This window comes from Actinoplanes sp. OR16, from assembly GCF_004001265.1.
Lineage (GTDB): Bacteria > Actinomycetota > Actinomycetes > Mycobacteriales > Micromonosporaceae > Actinoplanes.
This window is the reverse complement of record NZ_AP019371.1, coordinates 1,062,184-1,077,813: the sequence shown is the minus strand read 5'-3', so window position 1 is coordinate 1,077,813 and position 15,630 is coordinate 1,062,184. Positions and strand designations below refer to the sequence as shown.

Annotated in this window: 13 protein-coding genes and 1 pseudogene; 11 read left to right on the top strand and 3 right to left on the bottom strand. The window is 70.1% G+C overall.

Annotated features, from left to right (window positions below; genetic code table 11):
- Nucleotides 1–177: 177 nt before the first annotated feature.
- The 6 genes from EP757_RS04875 (at nucleotide 178) to EP757_RS04850 (ending at nucleotide 6,896) form a co-directional block, all read left to right on the top strand.
- On the top strand, nucleotides 178–2,517 hold the full coding sequence (locus EP757_RS04875; RefSeq protein ID WP_127543006.1) for a polyribonucleotide nucleotidyltransferase: 2,340 nt from the start codon (nucleotides 178–180) through the stop codon (nucleotides 2,515–2,517).
- Nucleotides 2,518–2,616: 99 nt separating this feature from the next.
- Nucleotides 2,617–3,888 (top strand): pitrilysin family protein, encoded by a 1,272-nt coding sequence (locus EP757_RS04870; RefSeq protein WP_232050377.1) that lies wholly within the window; start codon nucleotides 2,617–2,619, stop codon nucleotides 3,886–3,888.
- Between the two features lie 15 nt (nucleotides 3,889–3,903).
- Nucleotides 3,904–4,869 carry a phosphatase PAP2 family protein gene (locus EP757_RS04865; RefSeq protein WP_127543004.1) on the top strand — a complete coding sequence of 322 codons (966 nt, stop codon included), beginning with the start codon at nucleotides 3,904–3,906 and terminating at the stop codon, nucleotides 4,867–4,869.
- Nucleotides 4,870–4,927: 58 nt separating this feature from the next.
- The gene (gene dapB / locus EP757_RS04860; protein WP_232050631.1) at nucleotides 4,928–5,632 is read left to right on the top strand and encodes a 4-hydroxy-tetrahydrodipicolinate reductase; all 705 of its coding nucleotides are present in this window, start codon (nucleotides 4,928–4,930) and stop codon (nucleotides 5,630–5,632) included.
- Between the two features lie 2 nt (nucleotides 5,633–5,634).
- Nucleotides 5,635–6,072, top strand: coding sequence for a hypothetical protein (locus tag EP757_RS04855; RefSeq protein ID WP_127543002.1), 438 nt, complete (start codon nucleotides 5,635–5,637; stop codon nucleotides 6,070–6,072).
- A complete protein-coding gene (locus tag EP757_RS04850; protein WP_127543001.1) occupies nucleotides 6,069–6,896 on the top strand; it encodes an MFS transporter permease in 828 nt (275 codons plus the stop codon). Before EP757_RS04855 ends, EP757_RS04850 begins: the two co-directional genes overlap by 4 nt.
- 1,046 nt (nucleotides 6,897–7,942) lie before the next feature.
- On the opposite strand, the gene EP757_RS04845 is transcribed toward EP757_RS04850, so the two are convergent.
- Nucleotides 7,943–8,314 (bottom strand): thiol-disulfide oxidoreductase DCC family protein, encoded by a 372-nt coding sequence (locus tag EP757_RS04845; RefSeq protein ID WP_127543000.1) that lies wholly within the window; start codon nucleotides 8,312–8,314, stop codon nucleotides 7,943–7,945.
- A gap of 4 nt (nucleotides 8,315–8,318) precedes the next feature.
- Nucleotides 8,319–8,882, bottom strand: coding sequence for a GNAT family N-acetyltransferase (locus EP757_RS04840; protein WP_127542999.1), 564 nt, complete (start codon nucleotides 8,880–8,882; stop codon nucleotides 8,319–8,321).
- 40 nt (nucleotides 8,883–8,922) lie between these two features.
- On the opposite strand from EP757_RS04840, the pseudogene EP757_RS04835 reads away from it, so the two are divergent.
- The 5 genes and pseudogenes from EP757_RS04835 to EP757_RS04815 form a co-directional block, all read left to right on the top strand.
- Nucleotides 8,923–10,143, top strand: a pseudogene (locus tag EP757_RS04835) (winged helix-turn-helix domain-containing protein); the annotation flags it as partial.
- A gap of 101 nt (nucleotides 10,144–10,244) precedes the next feature.
- Nucleotides 10,245–10,793, top strand: coding sequence for a DUF2752 domain-containing protein (locus EP757_RS04830; protein WP_127542998.1), 549 nt, complete (start codon nucleotides 10,245–10,247; stop codon nucleotides 10,791–10,793).
- Between the two features lie 26 nt (nucleotides 10,794–10,819).
- A complete protein-coding gene (gene dapA, locus EP757_RS04825) occupies nucleotides 10,820–11,713 on the top strand; it encodes a 4-hydroxy-tetrahydrodipicolinate synthase (protein ID WP_127542997.1) in 894 nt (297 codons plus the stop codon).
- A 13-nt stretch (nucleotides 11,714–11,726) separates the two neighbouring features.
- Nucleotides 11,727–13,415, top strand: coding sequence for a ribonuclease J (locus tag EP757_RS04820; RefSeq protein WP_127542996.1), 1,689 nt, complete (start codon nucleotides 11,727–11,729; stop codon nucleotides 13,413–13,415).
- A gap of 88 nt (nucleotides 13,416–13,503) precedes the next feature.
- Nucleotides 13,504–15,063: a S1 family peptidase gene (locus EP757_RS04815; protein WP_127542995.1), complete on the top strand. Its 1,560-nt coding sequence runs from the start codon at nucleotides 13,504–13,506 to the stop codon at nucleotides 15,061–15,063.
- Between the two features lie 89 nt (nucleotides 15,064–15,152).
- Here EP757_RS04815 and EP757_RS04810 read toward each other — a convergent pair whose 3' ends face one another.
- A complete protein-coding gene (locus tag EP757_RS04810) occupies nucleotides 15,153–15,572 on the bottom strand; it encodes a YbjN domain-containing protein (protein WP_232050375.1) in 420 nt (139 codons plus the stop codon).
- Nucleotides 15,573–15,630: the final 58 nt, after the last annotated feature.

Below are 15,630 nucleotides of genomic sequence, written 5' to 3'. Positions count from 1 at the left end.
GCGGCCTGCGGTCGCCCCCAAAGATTTCCACCCCACGGACCCGCGCGGATCACACCGTCAGCACCCGGTCCTCGGTAGTGGTTCCCAGGCAGACAATCCTGGGCACTTCGATCGAAGACCGGCCTTCTGAACCGCGCTGTAGACCGCCGGGTCCTAGACGAAGGAGTACCGCACTACATGACCGAGCAGAACACCGCTCTCGGCACCGAGTCCCGCACCGCCGTCATCGACAACGGATCGTTCGGCACCCGCGAGATCGTCTTCTCCACCGGCCGTCTCGCCAAGCAGGCCGCCGGCTCCGTGATCGTCCAGCTGGGCGACACCACCGTCCTCTCCGCCACGACGGCGAGCAAGCAGCCGAAGGAGCACTTCGACTTCTTCCCGCTGACCGTCGACGTCGAGGAGCGGATGTACGCGGCGGGCCGGATCCCCGGTTCGTTCTTCCGCCGTGAGGGTCGTCCCAGCGAGGACGCCATCCTCACCTGCCGCCTGATCGACCGGCCGCTGCGTCCGTCGTTCACCAAGGGCCTGCGCAACGAGGTCCAGGTCGTCGAGACCGTCCTCGCGCTCGACCCGGCCCACCCGTACGACGTGGTCGCCATGAACGCCGCCTCGATGTCGACGAAGCTGTCCGGCCTGCCGTTCAGCGGCCCGGTCGGCTCGACGCGCGTCGCGCACATCGACGGCCAGTGGGTCGCCTTCCCGACCCTCGAGGAGCTCGAGCGGGCCACGTTCGACATGGTCGTGGCCGGCCGGGTCACCGCCGAGGGCGACGTCGCGATCATGATGGTCGAGGCCGAGGCCACCCCGCACGCGATCAAGCTGATCTCGGCCGGCGCGACCGCGCCGACCGAGGAGGTCGTGGCGAGCGGCCTCGAGGCCGCCAAGCCGGCCATCCGCGAGCTCTGCCGCGCGCAGAGCGAGCTGGCCGAGATCGCCGCGAAGCCGGTCGTCGAGTTCCCGGTCTTCCTGGACTACCAGGACGACGTCTACTCCGCCGTCACCGAGGCCGTCCGTGCCGAGGTCGCCGAGGCTCTGAAGATCGCCGGCAAGCAGGAGCGCGAGGAAGCCCTCGACCTGGTCAAGGCGAAGGCGCACGAGCTGCTCGACGAGCGGTTCGAGGGCCGGGAGAAGGAGATCAGCGCGGCGTTCCGCTCGGTCACCAAGTCCGAGGTGCGCCAGCGGGTGCTGCGCGAGCAGGTCCGCATCGACGGCCGCGGCCCGCGTGACATCCGTCCGCTGACCGCGCAGGTCGGCGTGCTGCCGCGGGTGCACGGTTCGGCGCTGTTCGAGCGCGGCGAGACCCAGATCCTGGGTGTCACCACGCTGAACATGCTCCGCCTGGAGCAGTCGCTGGACACTCTCGCTCCCGAGAAGACCAAGCGCTACATGCACAACTACAACTTCCCGCCGTACTCGACCGGTGAGACCGGCCGGGTCGGCTCGCCGAAGCGCCGCGAGATCGGTCACGGCGCGCTGGCCGAGCGGGCGCTCGTCCCGGTCCTGCCGTCGCGTGAGGAGTTCCCCTACGCGATCCGCCAGGTCTCCGAGGCCCTCGGCTCCAACGGCTCCACCTCGATGGGCTCGGTCTGCGCCTCGACGCTGGCCCTGCTCTCCGCCGGTGTCCCGCTGAAGGCGCCGGTCGCCGGCATCGCGATGGGCCTGATCTCCGACGAGGTCGACGGCAAGACGCAGTACGTCGCGCTCACCGACATCCTCGGCGCCGAGGACGCGTTCGGCGACATGGACTTCAAGGTCGCCGGCACCAGCGAGTTCGTCACCGCCCTCCAGCTGGACACCAAGCTCGACGGCATCCCGTCGGACGTGCTGGCCGGCGCGCTCTCGCAGGCGCACGAGGCCCGCGCGACGATCCTCGGCGTGATGACCGCCGCCATCGAGGCCCCGGCCGAGATGAGCGAGTACGCGCCGCGCGTCACCAGCGTGAAGATCCCGGTCGACAAGATCGGCATGGTCATCGGCCCGAAGGGCCAGACGATCAACGCGATCCAGGACGAGACCGGCGCCGACATCTCGATCGAGGACGACGGCACGATCTACGTCGGCGCGACCAACGGCCCGTCGGCCGAGGCCGCCGTCGAGCGGATCAACGCGATCGCGAACCCGACGCTGCCGAAGGTCGGCGACAAGTTCCTCGGCACCGTGGTGAAGACGGCCGCGTTCGGCGCGTTCGTCTCGCTGCTGCCGGGCCGCGACGGCCTGCTGCACATCTCCAAGGTGGGCGACGGCAAGCGGGTCGAGAAGGTCGAGGACTTCCTCAACGTCGGCGACAAGGTCGAGGTGTCCATCGCGGACATCGACCAGCGCGGCAAGATCTACCTCGACAAGGTCCGCCCGGAGGGCGCCGAGGCTCCGGCCGCTCCGGCCGCCGAGGGTGGTTCCGAGGGTGGCCGTCCCGAGCGGGCGCCGCGCGAGGACCGTGGCCCGCGTGAGGGTGGTGGCGAGCCCCGCCGCCGCCGGTCGCGCCCGTCCGGTGACCGTGGCGAGCGCCGCGACTAAGTGACACAGAACAGCAACCGCGGGCCGGCCGGAAGGCCGGCCCGCGTTTCCCTTCCAACCGCACCACCCGCCACCCTAAAACGGACGAAAACCGAGACCTTGCAGGACGGCGTCAAGAAGACCGTCCTGCCGTCCGGGCTGCGCATCCTCACGGAAGCGATCCCGACGACCCGCAGCGCCTCGCTCGGGATCTGGGTCGGCATCGGCTCGCGGGACGAGACGCCGTCGCTGCACGGCGCCTCGCACTTCCTCGAGCACCTGCTCTTCAAAGGCACCCACAAGCGCACCGCGCTGGACATCTCCGCGGAGATCGAGGCGGTGGGCGGCGAGACGAACGCCTTCACCACGAAGGAATACACCTGCTATTACGCGCGGGTGCTCGACGCCGACCTGCCGCTCGCGGTGGACGTGCTGGTCGACGCGGTCGCCGACTCGCTCCTGGAGCCGGCCGACGTGGAGACCGAGCGCGGCGTGATCCTCGAAGAGATCGCCATGCACGAGGACGAGCCCGGTGACGAGGTGCACGACCTCTTCGCCGAGGCGATCTTCGGCAACCACCAGCTGGGCCGGCTGATCTCCGGAACCCCGGAGTCGATCACGCCGATGACCCGGGACCAGATCAACAGGTTCTACCGCAAGCGCTACACGGCCCCCGAGGTCGTCATCGCCGCGGCCGGCAACCTGGATCACGCCACGGTGGTCAAGCTGGTCCGCAAGGCGCTGGCCGGCACGCCGCTGGACACCGCTGCCGCCGAGCCCGCGCCGACCCGGCCGTCGGATCGGCGCGTCCGGGTCGCCCGCGGCAAGACCGTCGTCCTGCACCGGGACACCGAGCAGGCGCACATGGTCCTGGGCGGGCCCGGCCTGGGCCGCCACGACCAGCGCCGGTTCGCCCTGGGCGTGCTCAACAACGTGCTGGGCGGCGGCATGTCGAGCCGGCTCTTCCAGGAGATCCGGGAGAAGCGCGGCCTGGCGTACTCGGTCTACTCGTACGCGAGCCAGCACGCCGACGCCGGCCTGGTCGGCGTCTACGCGGGCTGCGCGCCGGCGAAGGCGCCCGAGGTGCTCGACCTCATCCGGGTGGAACTCGACCGGGTGGCGGCGGACGGCATCACGACCGGCGAGCTGGCCCGGGGCAAGGGCATGGTGAAGGGCTCGTACGTCCTGGGTCTCGAGGACACCGGGTCCCGGATGAGCCGCCTCGCCAAGTCGGAGCTGCTGCACGGCGACCTCATGGGCGTCGACGAGCTGCTCGCCCGGGTGGACGCGGTCACCGTCGAGGAGGTCAACGCGGTCGCGGCGGAGCTGTTCGCCGGTGAGCGCGCCCTCGCCGTGGTGGGCCCGTTCGGTGAGCACGACTTTCCGGCGTAGTTACCCTTGGACCCCGTGACGACCCTGAAGACGCCGCCCGACACCCCCGCGATACCGCCGACACCGGAGATCCGGAAGCGGCGGATCGTCGGGATGCTGATCTGGGCGGTGGTCTTCTCCGTCGGGGTCTACTTCGTCGGCGTGCCGACCAGCGACCCGCTGATCGCGTTCGGCTGGCTCTGGCTCGCCACCATCGCGTGGCGCAACTACGAGCCGTGGCGCACGCACCTGCGGTTCCTGCGTGACTGGCTGCCGGTGGCGATGCTGCTGGTGATCTACAACGTGTCCCGCAGCTTCGCCGACGACCTGTTCGCCCCGCACGTGATGCCGCTGATCGACGCGGACCGGTGGATGTTCGGCTGGTTCATGGACGGGCAGGTGCCGACGACCTGGCTGCAGCAGCACCTCTACGAGCCGGGCGTCACCCCGTGGTGGCTGGCCGTCGTGACGGTCGTCTACGCGTCGCACTTCCTGACCGTGCCGACCATCGCGGTGATCCTCTGGATGCGCAACCGGGCCACCTGGGGCCGGTTCATGCGCCGCTGGATCACCCTCTGCGTGTTCGGCCTGATCACCTACTTCCTCTACCCGGCCGCGCCGCCGTGGTGGGCGTACCAGTACGGCCACCTCCCCGAACAGGTCGTCCGGATCTCCACGAAGGGCTGGGACGTGATCGGCCTGCACGGCGCCGGCAACACGCTCAACGCGCTGCAGGTCTCCCAGTCGAACCCGGTCGCCGCGATGCCGTCGCTGCACACCGCGTGGGCCATGCTCGCGGTCGCCTTCTTCCTCCCGATGGTGGCGAGGAAGTGGTGGCCGCTGCTGTTCGCCTATCCGCTGGCGATGACCTTCACCCTGGTCTACACCGGCGAGCACTATGTGATCGACGTGCTGGTCGGCTGGGCGTACGTGGCTCTGGTCTTCGTGGTCGTGGGTGCCGCGGAGCGGTGGTGGGAGGCGCGCCGCCGTACGTTAGGTTGACGGTGTGACAGACGTGCCTGAACCCATCCGTGTCGGCGTCCTCGGTGCCCGGGGCCGCATGGGCCTCGAGGTCTGCAAGGCGGTCGACGCCGCAGACGACCTCGAACTGGTCGCCATGATCGACCAGGGCGACCTGCTCTTCCACGCCTCCGACACGGGCGCGCAGGTTCTCGTCGACTTCACCAACCCCGACGCGGTGATGGACAACCTCCGCTGGGCGATCGACCAGGGCATCAGCGTCGTCGTCGGCACGTCCGGCTTCACCGGGGAGCGGATCGAGCAGGTCCGCGGCTGGCTCGCCGAGAAGCCCGGCGTCGGCGTCCTGATCGCGCCGAACTTCGGCATCGGCGCCGTGCTGATGATGCAGTTCGCCGCCCGCGCCGCCCGCTACTTCGACTCCGTCGAGATCATCGAGCAGCACCACCCGCGCAAGCTGGACGCGCCGAGCGGCACCGCCACGCACACCGCCAAGCTGATCGCCGAGGCCCGGGCCGCGGCGAACTGCCCGCCGATGCCGGACGCGACGAAGGAGGAGCAGCTCGGCGCCCGCGGCTCCGACGTCGACGGCGTGCGCGTCCACTCGATCCGCGCGGCCGGTCTCGTCGCCCACCAGGAGGTGCTCTTCGGCACCACCGGCGAGACGCTGACGATCCGCCACGACTCGCTGGACCGGTCGTCGTTCATGCCGGGCGTCCTGCTCGCGGTCCGCGAGGTGCGCCGCCGTCCGGGCCTGACGATCGGCCTCGACCCGCTGCTGGACTGAGCATGGCGGACCTCACGACGACCGGGCGCCGGGTCCGGATCCTGGCGACCGTCGCCGGGCTCCTGCTGCTGCTCGCCGGCACGTTCTGGGGTCAGGACGACGACTTCCCGTTCGGCCCCTTCCGGATGTACTCGACGGCGCCCGACCCGAACGGCGCGGCGAAGGACACCCGCGTCGAAGGCGTCGACGAGACGGGCGCGGTCGTGGCGATCACCGAGGCGAACAGCGGCATCCGGCGGGCGGAGATCGAAGGTCAGCAGGCGGCGTACGAGGCTGATCCGTCCCGCCTGAGCCGGGTCGCCGATGCGTATGCCGAGCACACGCCGTCCGCGCCCGCCCTCCGCGAGGTCCGCATCGTGATCCGCTGGCACCTGGTCAAGCACAGCCGCCCGACCGGGACGTATACCGACGAAGTGGTGGCGGACTGGGTGCGGCCATGATCAGGCGCTGGCTCTTCGAACCGGTACCCCGGGGGCGCGTGGCTGCCTTCCGTACCGTGATCTATCTGTTCGTAGCCCTTGATCTCGTGATCTTCACGCCGTGGGTCCGCTCGCACGCGAACACCCCCGGCGACCTGTACGAACCGCTGCTCATCGGCCGCCTGCTGCACCTGCCGACCCCCGGCCCGCTCCTGGTCTGGGGCGTCTTCTGGTCGCTGCTGGCGCTCAGCCTCGCCGCCGCGACCGGCCGGGCCCCGCGAGCCCTCGGCTGGGCGGTCTTCCTGCTCTACTTCGAGTGGATGATCATCGCGATGAGCTACGGCAAGGTCGACCACGACCGGATCGGCCTGCTCGTGGCGCTGGCGGCCCTGCCCACCGCAGGCCTGGCCCGCCATGGTGATCAGTCCCGCACGGAAGCCGGCGGCTGGGCGTTACGCGTCACCCAGATCGCGGTGATCTGCACCTACTTCCTGGCGGCCCTGGCAAAACTCCGCTTCGGCGGCCTCGACTGGCTCACCAGCTCCGTCCTGGCCCAAGCGATCATCCGCCGAGGCACCGACCTGGCCGACGCGATCGCCGTCGTGCCCGGCCTGCTGATCCTCGCCCAGTTCGGCATCATCGCCTTCGAACTCCTCAGCCCACTCGTCTTCTTCGTCCCCCAGCGCTGGCGAACCGCGATAGTGTCCTTCTTCTACACATTCCACATCGTCACGTTCTCCACGATCACCATCTCGTTCGCACCTCATCTGGCGGCGATGACAAGCTTTCTACCTTTGGAGAAGATTTCCTTTGTACGGGCTAGGAGTCCCCAGAAGCAGCAGTGAGCGCTCGTGGCGCACCACACCTGCGGCCACCTCCCGCCGGCTCACGCCGCCGCCGTCACCGGCGTGCCGTCACGCTCAACCCTGCTGAATCCGCAGCGCCGTGGCGCGGCCCGCAGCACCCGGTCAGTCGGCCAGTCAGTCTGCGCCCGCCAGCCGGAAGTCACGCCCTCAGCAGGTCCTGACGTTTTGCGCTCTCAGGTGCGCGCTTTCCCGAGATCTTGGATTCTGGTGGTCGCCATAGGCCCTACGGGTTTCCAACGTCTACGAATATGGCCGCTCGTCGCGCAATGGCCCGAGTTGCGTGGGGGCTGTGGAGTGGTGTGTGACCTTGGAGGCGGTTCAGCCCGTCGCGCGCGGGCCCATCAGCGGGTCCTGACGTTTTGCGCTCTCAGTTGTACGGATTTCCGAGATCTTGGATTCTGGTGGTCGCCATAGGCCCTACAGGTTTCCAACGTCCACGAATATGTCTGCTCGTCGCGCAATGGCCCGAGTTGCGCGGGGGCTGTGGAGTGGTGTGTGACTTTGGAGGCGGTTCAGCTCGTCGCGCGCGGGCCGATCAGCGGGTCCTGACGTTTTGGGCTCTCGGGTGTACGGATTTCCGAGATCTTGGATTCTGGTGGTCGCCATGGGCCCCACAGGTATCCAACGTCCACGAATATGGCCGCCCATCGCGCAACGGCCCCGAATGCGCTGAGCCCGCGCCACCACCAAGCCCGCCAAACCGCAGGCGGCGTTACGGCCTGGTGTTGCAGCTCCCGGCCTGGCGACCAGCCCGACCTTCGCGAAGGGTGGGTGGCGTTACGGCCTGGTGTTGCAGTGGCTTGCCTGGCGACCAGCCCTACCTTCGCGAAGGGTGGGTGGCGTTACGGCCTGGTGTTGCAGTGGCTTGCCTGGCGACCAGCCCTACCCTCGCCCAGAGTGGGTGGTGTTGCAGCTCCCGGGCTGGCGACCACCCCGACCCTCACCGAGAGTGGGTTGTGTCGCAGCTCCCGGCCTGGCAACCAGCCCGCCCTCGCCACCCGCAGAGGCGCCACGAGAGAGCCGACTCACGGACGCGGCCGCACAGCGCAAGCAGCCGTCCCCCCAGGCATTAGATGCCGGTGATCAGCCACCCACTGGTAAGCAGGCCAAGCAGCAGCCCGCACCGCCCGCAGCCCGAGGACGGAGCCGGGAACGGTCCAGAACCGGCCGGCGTCCTTCAGCAGAAGCGCGATCGCGTCCGGGCCGGCGGCGGTGACGCCGTCGGCGCCGACCCATTGGACGGCGGCCTCGCACTCGTCCACGGTGAGGCCGAGTTCGGCGAGGTCGGCGAACTGCCAGGGCACCACCTTCGCCGTGGTCGGGATCCGGCGTTCGATGAAGTCGGCGCACAGGGAGCAGAAGGAGCAGTCACCGTCGAAGACAAAGGTGGGTGTCACTTCTCTATTCTCCGTCGAGCGCCACGTGCAGCCGGATCTGGGGTACGAGCAGGTCCTCCACGTCGAGCGCGCGGCCGGCGCCGTCCGGTTCCCAGCCGGTCGAGGCGAGGAAAGCGCGCATGGCCGTGTCCGCTTCGTACGCCCACGCCACCGCCGACCGGAACTGATCGTCGCGCCAGTGGTCGACGGCGGCGGCGAGGAGGCGGCTGCCGTGGCCACGGCGACCCCAGCGCGGCTCGATGAGCAGGTCGGTGACGGCCGCGACGTCGTCCGGGAGTGGTTTCTCCTCGGGGGCCAGGGCCTGTTCGTCGGCCGGGCCGGAGGCGGCGAAACCGACGACGCTCTTGGCGGTGTCGCTCTGCTCGACGGCGATCAGCACGCGGTGGCGGGGGGACGGGGGAGCGGTGATCGCCGCGGTCCAGCCGCGGGCGAGGTACGCCTCGTCCAGGTTCGCCAGGACGTGCGGGGGGAACATCCGGCGGTACGCGGTGCGCCACGTGGAGAGCTGGATGCGAGCGATCTCCGGGGCGTCCTCGGGACGCGCGGGGCGGACGAAGCCGAGAGCCATGGCCGCAACTTTGTCACACCCCTGTCCTAAGTTGCTTCACGTGGCTGTCCCCGATTCGCTCACCGTCGCCCAGGCCCGCCGGATCACGCTGGCCGCGCAAGGCTTCGCCGACCCGAGGCCCAACGCGAAGACCGACATGCGCCACCTCCGCCGGGTGCTGAGCCGCCTGCATCTGATCCAGATGGACTCGGTCAACGTGTTGCAGCGCGCCCACTTCATGCCGCTCTACAGCCGCCTCGGTCCCTATCCGCCGGCGCTGCTGGAGCGGGCGGCCTATCGCCGGCCGCGGGAGCTGTTCGAGTTCTGGGGTCATGAGGCGTCCCTGATCCGCACCGATCTGCAGCCTTATTTCCGCTGGCGGATGGCCCGGGCCGGCGAGTTCGCCTGGGGCAACATGCGGCGGATCGTGGCCGAGCAGCCGGATCTGGTGGCCTGGGTGCTCGACGAGGTGCGTGCGCGGGGGCCGATCACGGCCGCCGAGATCGAGCACGACGCTCCCCGGACCAAGGATCACTGGGGGTGGAACTGGTCGGTGGTGAAACAGGCGCTGGAGTGGCTGTTCTTCACCGGTCAGGTCACCGCTGCCGAGCGGACCACGTCGTTCGCCCGGCGCTACGACCTGACCGAGCGGGTGCTGCCCCGGTCGGTGCTGGAGACGCCGACGCCGGAGGACCCGTTCCGCCATCTCGTCGAGTTGTCCGCCCGCACGCTGGGTGTCGCCGCCGAGCCGGAGCTGCGCGACTATTTCCGGCTGCCCGCGCGAGCGACCAAGCCGGCGATCGCCTCGCTGGTGGAGGAGGGGGTGCTCCAGCCGGTCACGGTCGCCGGGTGGAAGCAGCAGGCCTACCTGCACCGCGACGCCAGGCTGCCGCGCTGGGTCAGGGCGCAGACGCTGGTGAGCCCCTTCGACCCGCTCATCTGGGAGCGGGACCGCACGGAGCGGCTGTTCGGCATGACCTACCGCATCGAGATCTACGTGCCCAAACCCCAGAGGACGTACGGGTACTACGTCCTCCCCTTCCTGCTCGGTGACCGGTTCGCGGCGCGGGTCGACCTGAAGGCCGAGCGCCGGACCGGTGAGCTGCAGATCCCGGCGGTCTGGCTGGAGCCGGGCGCCGACCAGGAGGAGACCGCGGTGGCGCTGGCCGCGGAGCTGTTCCGCCTGGCCGGCTGGCTGGGCCTGTCCACGATCGCACCCCCGGTCCGGGGCGACCTGGCAGAGCCGCTGGCGAGCGCCCTCAAAAGAGCCGCGCCAGAACCGGGCGCCGCCGGAAGCGCGGGGCCGGCGACCAGCGTCCCCGGTGCGTGCGCCGCCGGAAGCGCGGGGCCGGAGACCAGCGCCCCCGGTGTACCGTGACGGCCATGAGCAGCGCCACCGGTCTGCCGCCGTGGCTGGCGGACCAGCCCGTTCAGGGGCCGCCGATCCCGCCCGAGTGGGTGGCCTATCGATATCCGCCTCCGCAGCAGGACCGGATCACCAGGTTCGTGGACAGGGTGTCGGCCCGGTCGCCGTTCTGGCTGGCCCCGGTCGCCCTGCTGGCCTGCATGGGCGCGGCCGCGGGCTACACCCTGGTCACCGACCCGGTGGCGGCCGAGGCCGGCGCCGAGCCGACCTGCCTGCTGAAATACACGACCGGCTTCGTCTGCCCGGGCTGCGGTGGCACCCGCGCCGCTTGGTACCTGCTGCACGGCGACCTGCCGGCCGCGGCCCGTCACCACGCGCTCTTCGTCTTCGCGGTGCCGTTCCTGATCTACATGTACGTGGCCTGGGCCGGCCGCAAGCTGTTCCGATGGAGAATCCCGCAGTTGTCGGTCAGTCCGGCCGCCATGATCACATTCATGGCGGTCTGGGCTGTCTGGAGCATCCTGCGTAACCTTCCCTGGGCCCCGTTCACCGCTTTCTACGTGTGACCGGAGCGTCCGATAGGTTGTCAGGTATGACGCACGACCCGCGGCCCTTCGGACGGCTGCTGACCGCCATGGTGACCCCGTTCACCCCGGACGGATCCCTGGACCTCGAGGGAGCGGCCCGCCTGGCCGCCCACCTCGTCGACGAGCAGCGCAACGACGCTCTCGTGGTCAGCGGGACCACCGGGGAGTCGCCGACCACGACCGACGCCGAGAAGGACACGCTGCTGCGCGTCGTGGTCGAGGCGGTCGGTGACCGGGCCAAGGTGATCGCGGGTGTGGGGACGAACAACACCGCGCACACCATCGAGCTGGCGCACGCCGCGGAGAAGGCGGGCGCGCACGGCGTGCTGGTCGTCACGCCGTACTACAACAAGCCCCCGCAGGCCGGCGTCGAGCGCCACTTCCGTGCCGTCGCTGACGCCACCGGTCTGCCGATCATGGTCTATGACATCCCGCACCGGGCCGGTACGGCGATCGCCACCGAGACGATGGTCCGGATCGCCGAGCACGAGCGGGTCGTCGCGGTGAAGGACGCCAAGGGCGACCTGATCGCGTCGTCCTGGGTGCTCGCCCGGACCGATCTGGCCTACTACTCCGGCGACGACGCGGCCACGCTGCCGCTGCTCTCCATCGGCGGGGTCGGCCTGGTCGGCACGTCGACGCACTTCACCGGGGTGCTCGCCAAGGAGATGATCGAGGCGTATGAGCGGGGCGACACCGCCACCGCGCTCGCCCGGCACCGGCAGGCTCTGCCGCTGTTCACCGGTATCTTCCGCTCGCCCGGGACCATGCTGGTCAAGGCGGGTCTCCATGCTTCCGGACTGTCTGCGGGACCGGTCCGGTCCCCGCTGGTCGACGCCGGCGAGGACGAATTGATCCAACTGCGCAAGGACGCCGCCGCAGCCGGCATCGTGCTCTGACAGGAAGAGGCGAATGAGTCAAGCTCACGTGGAGCTGGGTCCGCCACCGCCGCTGCCGGAGGGCGCCCTGCGCGTCATCCCGCTCGGTGGGCTCGGCGCCATCGGCCGCAACATGACGGTCCTCGAGTTCGACGGCAAACTGCTCGTCGTCGACTGCGGGGTGCTCTTCCCCGATGTCGAGCAACCCGGCGTCGACCTGATCCTGCCCGACTTCGCGCCGATCCTGGATCGGCTCGAGGACATTCAGGCGATCGTCCTGACGCACGGTCACGAGGACCACATCGGTGCGGTGCCCTACCTGCTGGCCCACAAGCCGGACATCCCGCTGGTGGGCTCGGAGTTCACGCTCGCGCTGGTCGAGGCGAAGCTGGCCGAGCGGCGTCTGGATCCTTACACCTTGACCGTACGGGAGGGCGGCCGTGAGCGGCTCGGCCCGTTCGAGTGCGAGTTCTTCGCGGTGAACCACTCGATCCCGGACGCGCTGGCGGTGGCCGTGCGCACGCCGGCCGGTCTGGTGCTGCACACCGGCGACTTCAAGATGGACCAGGTGCCGCTGGACGGCCGGATCACCGACCTGGCCGGTTTCGCGCGGCTCGGCGCCGAGGGCGTCGACCTGCTGCTCTCCGACTCGACGAACGCCGAGGTCCCGGGCTTCGTGACCCCGGAGCGGGAGATCGGCGCGGTGCTCAGCTCGATCTTCGGCAAGGCGCGCGGCCGGATCATCGTGGCCAGCTTCGCCTCGCACGTGCACCGTGTCCAGCAGGTCATGGACGCCGCCTGGGAGTACGACCGCAAGGTCGCCCTGATCGGCCGGTCGATGGTCCGCAACATGGGCATCGCCCGGGACCTGGGTCTGCTGCGGATCCCGGAGGGCCTGCTGGTCGGCCTGGACGAGGCGACGCACCTGCCGCCCGACGAGATCGTCTTCATGTCGACGGGTTCGCAGGGCGAGCCGATGAGCGCCCTGGGCCGGATGTCCACCGGCGACCACCGGCACATCAGCATCACCTCCGGCGACACCGTGGTGCTCGCCAGCTCGCTGGTGCCGGGCAACGAGACCTCGGTCTACCGGGTGATCAACCAGCTGTCCCGGGCCGGCGCCACCGTCGTGCACAAGGAGACGGCGAAGGTGCACGTCTCCGGGCACGCGCCCGCCGGCGAGCTGCGTTACCTGCTCAACGTGGTGCGGCCGAGCAACCTGATGCCGGTGCACGGCGAGTGGCGGCACCTGCGGGCGCACGCCCAGCTCGGCATCGAGACCGGTGTCGCGCCCGATCGCGTGGTGCTCTGCGAGGACGGCGACGTGGTCGACCTGGTGGAGGGGCATGCCCGCGTGGTCGGCCGGGTGAAGAGCCGGTACGTCTACGTCGACGGCCTCGCGGTCGGTGACGTGAGCGAGTCGCTGCTGACCGAGCGGCGGATCCTCGGCGACGGCGGTTTCATCTCCGCCACCGTGGTGATCGACTCGGTGACCGGCAAGGTGGTCGGCGAGCCGAGCGTCTCGGCGAAGGGCTTCTCGGAGGACCCGGACGCGTTCAACCCGGTGATCCCGTTGCTCACCGCGGCGCTGCATCGCTCGGCGGCCGACGGCATCACCGACCCGCACCAGTTGCAGCAGGTCGTGCGCCGGACGGTGGGCCGCTGGGTCAACGACGCCTACCGTCGCCGGCCGATGATCGTCCCCACTGTGGTGGAAGTCTGACCGCTTTTTCAACCATTCTCGGCTGAGTTGCGTACTCCCAGGCACCGGTGCCGCCCCCACGGCACCCGTGGCGGAGGGAGTTCTCCAGATGCAGCGCAGACCGATCGCCGTGGCGGCGGCGGTAGTGGTGGCGGCCGGGGCGGCCGTGGCCTTCACACTGCCGTCGCTGGCCGGCACCAACGAGCCGGACGGATCGCCGTCGGTGACGACCGGGGGCGTGTCCCCGCAGTTGCTCGCGGCGATGAAACGCGACCTGGGCCTCGACGGCGACCAGGCGCGTACCCGGCTCGCCCGGTCCGAGTGGGCCGGCGGTGTCTCGGCGACGCTGGCCGCGCAGACGGGTGAGGACTTCGGTGGCGCCTGGCTCGCCGAGGACGGCACGACGCTGAAGGTCGCGGTCACCGATTCGGACGCGGCGGCGGTGGTGAAGAAGGCCGGCGCCGTGCCCGTGCTGGTGAAGCGGAGCGAGGCCGACCTCGACGCCGTGAAGACCAAGCTGGACGCCGCGGCGGCCGAGGCGGCGGACGTGACCGGCTGGTACGTCGACGTGACCGCGAACAAGGTCGTCCTGGTGGCGAAGCCGGGCGCCAAGTCGGAGGCGCTCGAACTGGCCACCGATGCGGGCATTCCGGCTTCGGCGGTCACCGTCAAGATCAGCAAGGCGCAACCCAAACCCCTCTTCGACGTACGAGGGGCGGATCCGTACTTCATCGCCATCGGTGGCGGGCAGGCGCGTTGCTCGATCGGCTTCTCGGTGGAGGGCGGCTTCGTCACCGCCGGGCACTGTGGCGAGGAGGGCACCCAGACCACCGGCTTCAACAACGAGGCGCAGGGCACCGTGGAGGCCTCGATCTTCCCGGGCGAGGCCGACATGGGCTTCGTCGCGGTGAACGGCGACTGGACCCCGCGCCCGGTGGTGAACGACTTCAACGGCAACGAGCTGCCGGTCGCCGGCAACACCGAGGCGCCGGTCGGCGCGGCGATCTGCCGGTCCGGCTCGACCACCGGCACGTTCTGCGGCACGATCCTGGCGAAGAACCAGACGGTCCGTTACCCGGAGGGCGCCGTCACCGGCCTGACCCGGACCGACGTGTGCGCCGAGGGCGGCGACTCCGGCGGGCCGTGGCTCTCCGGCGACCAGGCCCAGGGCGTGACCTCGGGCGGCTCGGGTGACTGCACGGTGGGCGGCGAGACGTTCTTCCAGCCGCTCAACGAGATCCTGGCGACGAACGACCTCACCCTGGTGACCACCGGTGAGGAAGCCGCGCCGCCGGCCGCGACGACACCGCCGGCCGAGGCCGGCGAGGAGGGCGGGGCCGGCGAGGACGGCGAGGCGGCCACCGCCTGTGACGCCCTCCCGGTGCAGCGTGACGGCCGGATCAACCGGACCGGTAACGCTCAGGTGCAGCCGGACGGCGGCGCCTACCGGGCCCGGGCCGGCACCCACACCGCCTGCCTGGCCGCCCCGGACGGCACCGACTTCGACCTGGTGCTGCAGCGGCAGAACAACCGTGGCCAGTTCCGGACCGTGGCGCGGGCAGCCGACGACGGGACGCTGAGCTTCACCGGCCGTTCCGGCACCTACCGGTACGTCGTCGTGGCCTCCGGCGGGACCGGCGCGTACTCGCTCGGCTTCAACGTCTCCTAGACGCGCGCCTTCACCCGGCCGGGCGCCCGGGAATCGGGGTCTCCGCACACCGCGGAGGCCCCGATGCTCCTTTTCGAGGAGAAGTCCGGTCAGGACGGCGACGCGTTCTTCAGCTCGCCGAGCGCCTCGCCCATCCGGCAGCCGGTGGCGATGCCGCAGAGCAGCACCTGATCGAGCTGCTCCGGGGTGACGCCGCGCTCCCAGTCGCTGGAGACCTCGCCCACCACGATCGCCTGACCGTCGTCGGTGACCTGCACGTACGACTTCGGCCACAGCTGGTCGCGGTTCCACGCGTTGCAGAACTCGTACAGCTTCGGCACCTCCTCGACCGAGAAGACGTGCTGCATCATGGCCCGGATCTGCAGCATCTCCTTCCGTTCACCGAGGCGGAAGAAGTAGATGAGGTTGCCCTGGAAGTTCCCGGCGATGTCCCCGTCGGCATCGACGAAGTATGCGAAGCCACGGGCGTCGAGCGCGGCTTTGATCATGTCGTTATCGAGAGACTGCACGTCACGATGTTAATTGCCCGAAAAGCGAGAAGGTGTCACGGTGCGCCTTCTCGGCACG

Excerpts from the sequence above, each read along its gene's own strand:
- EP757_RS04875 (WP_127543006.1), top strand. The coding sequence starts at position 178 with ATGACCGAGCAGAACACCGCTCTCGGCACCGAGTCCCGCACCGCCGTC.
- dapB (WP_232050631.1), top strand. The coding sequence starts at position 4,928 with ATGGGCCTCGAGGTCTGCAAGGCGGTCGACGCCGCAGACGACCTCGAA.
- EP757_RS04855 (WP_127543002.1), top strand. The coding sequence starts at position 5,635 with ATGGCGGACCTCACGACGACCGGGCGCCGGGTCCGGATCCTGGCGACC.
- EP757_RS04850 (WP_127543001.1), top strand. The coding sequence starts at position 6,069 with ATGATCAGGCGCTGGCTCTTCGAACCGGTACCCCGGGGGCGCGTGGCT.
- EP757_RS04840 (WP_127542999.1), bottom strand. The coding sequence starts at position 8,882 with ATGGCTCTCGGCTTCGTCCGCCCCGCGCGTCCCGAGGACGCCCCGGAG.
- EP757_RS04830 (WP_127542998.1), top strand. The coding sequence starts at position 10,245 with ATGAGCAGCGCCACCGGTCTGCCGCCGTGGCTGGCGGACCAGCCCGTT.
- dapA (WP_127542997.1), top strand. The coding sequence starts at position 10,820 with ATGACGCACGACCCGCGGCCCTTCGGACGGCTGCTGACCGCCATGGTG.
- EP757_RS04820 (WP_127542996.1), top strand. The coding sequence starts at position 11,727 with ATGAGTCAAGCTCACGTGGAGCTGGGTCCGCCACCGCCGCTGCCGGAG.
- EP757_RS04815 (WP_127542995.1), top strand. The coding sequence starts at position 13,504 with ATGCAGCGCAGACCGATCGCCGTGGCGGCGGCGGTAGTGGTGGCGGCC.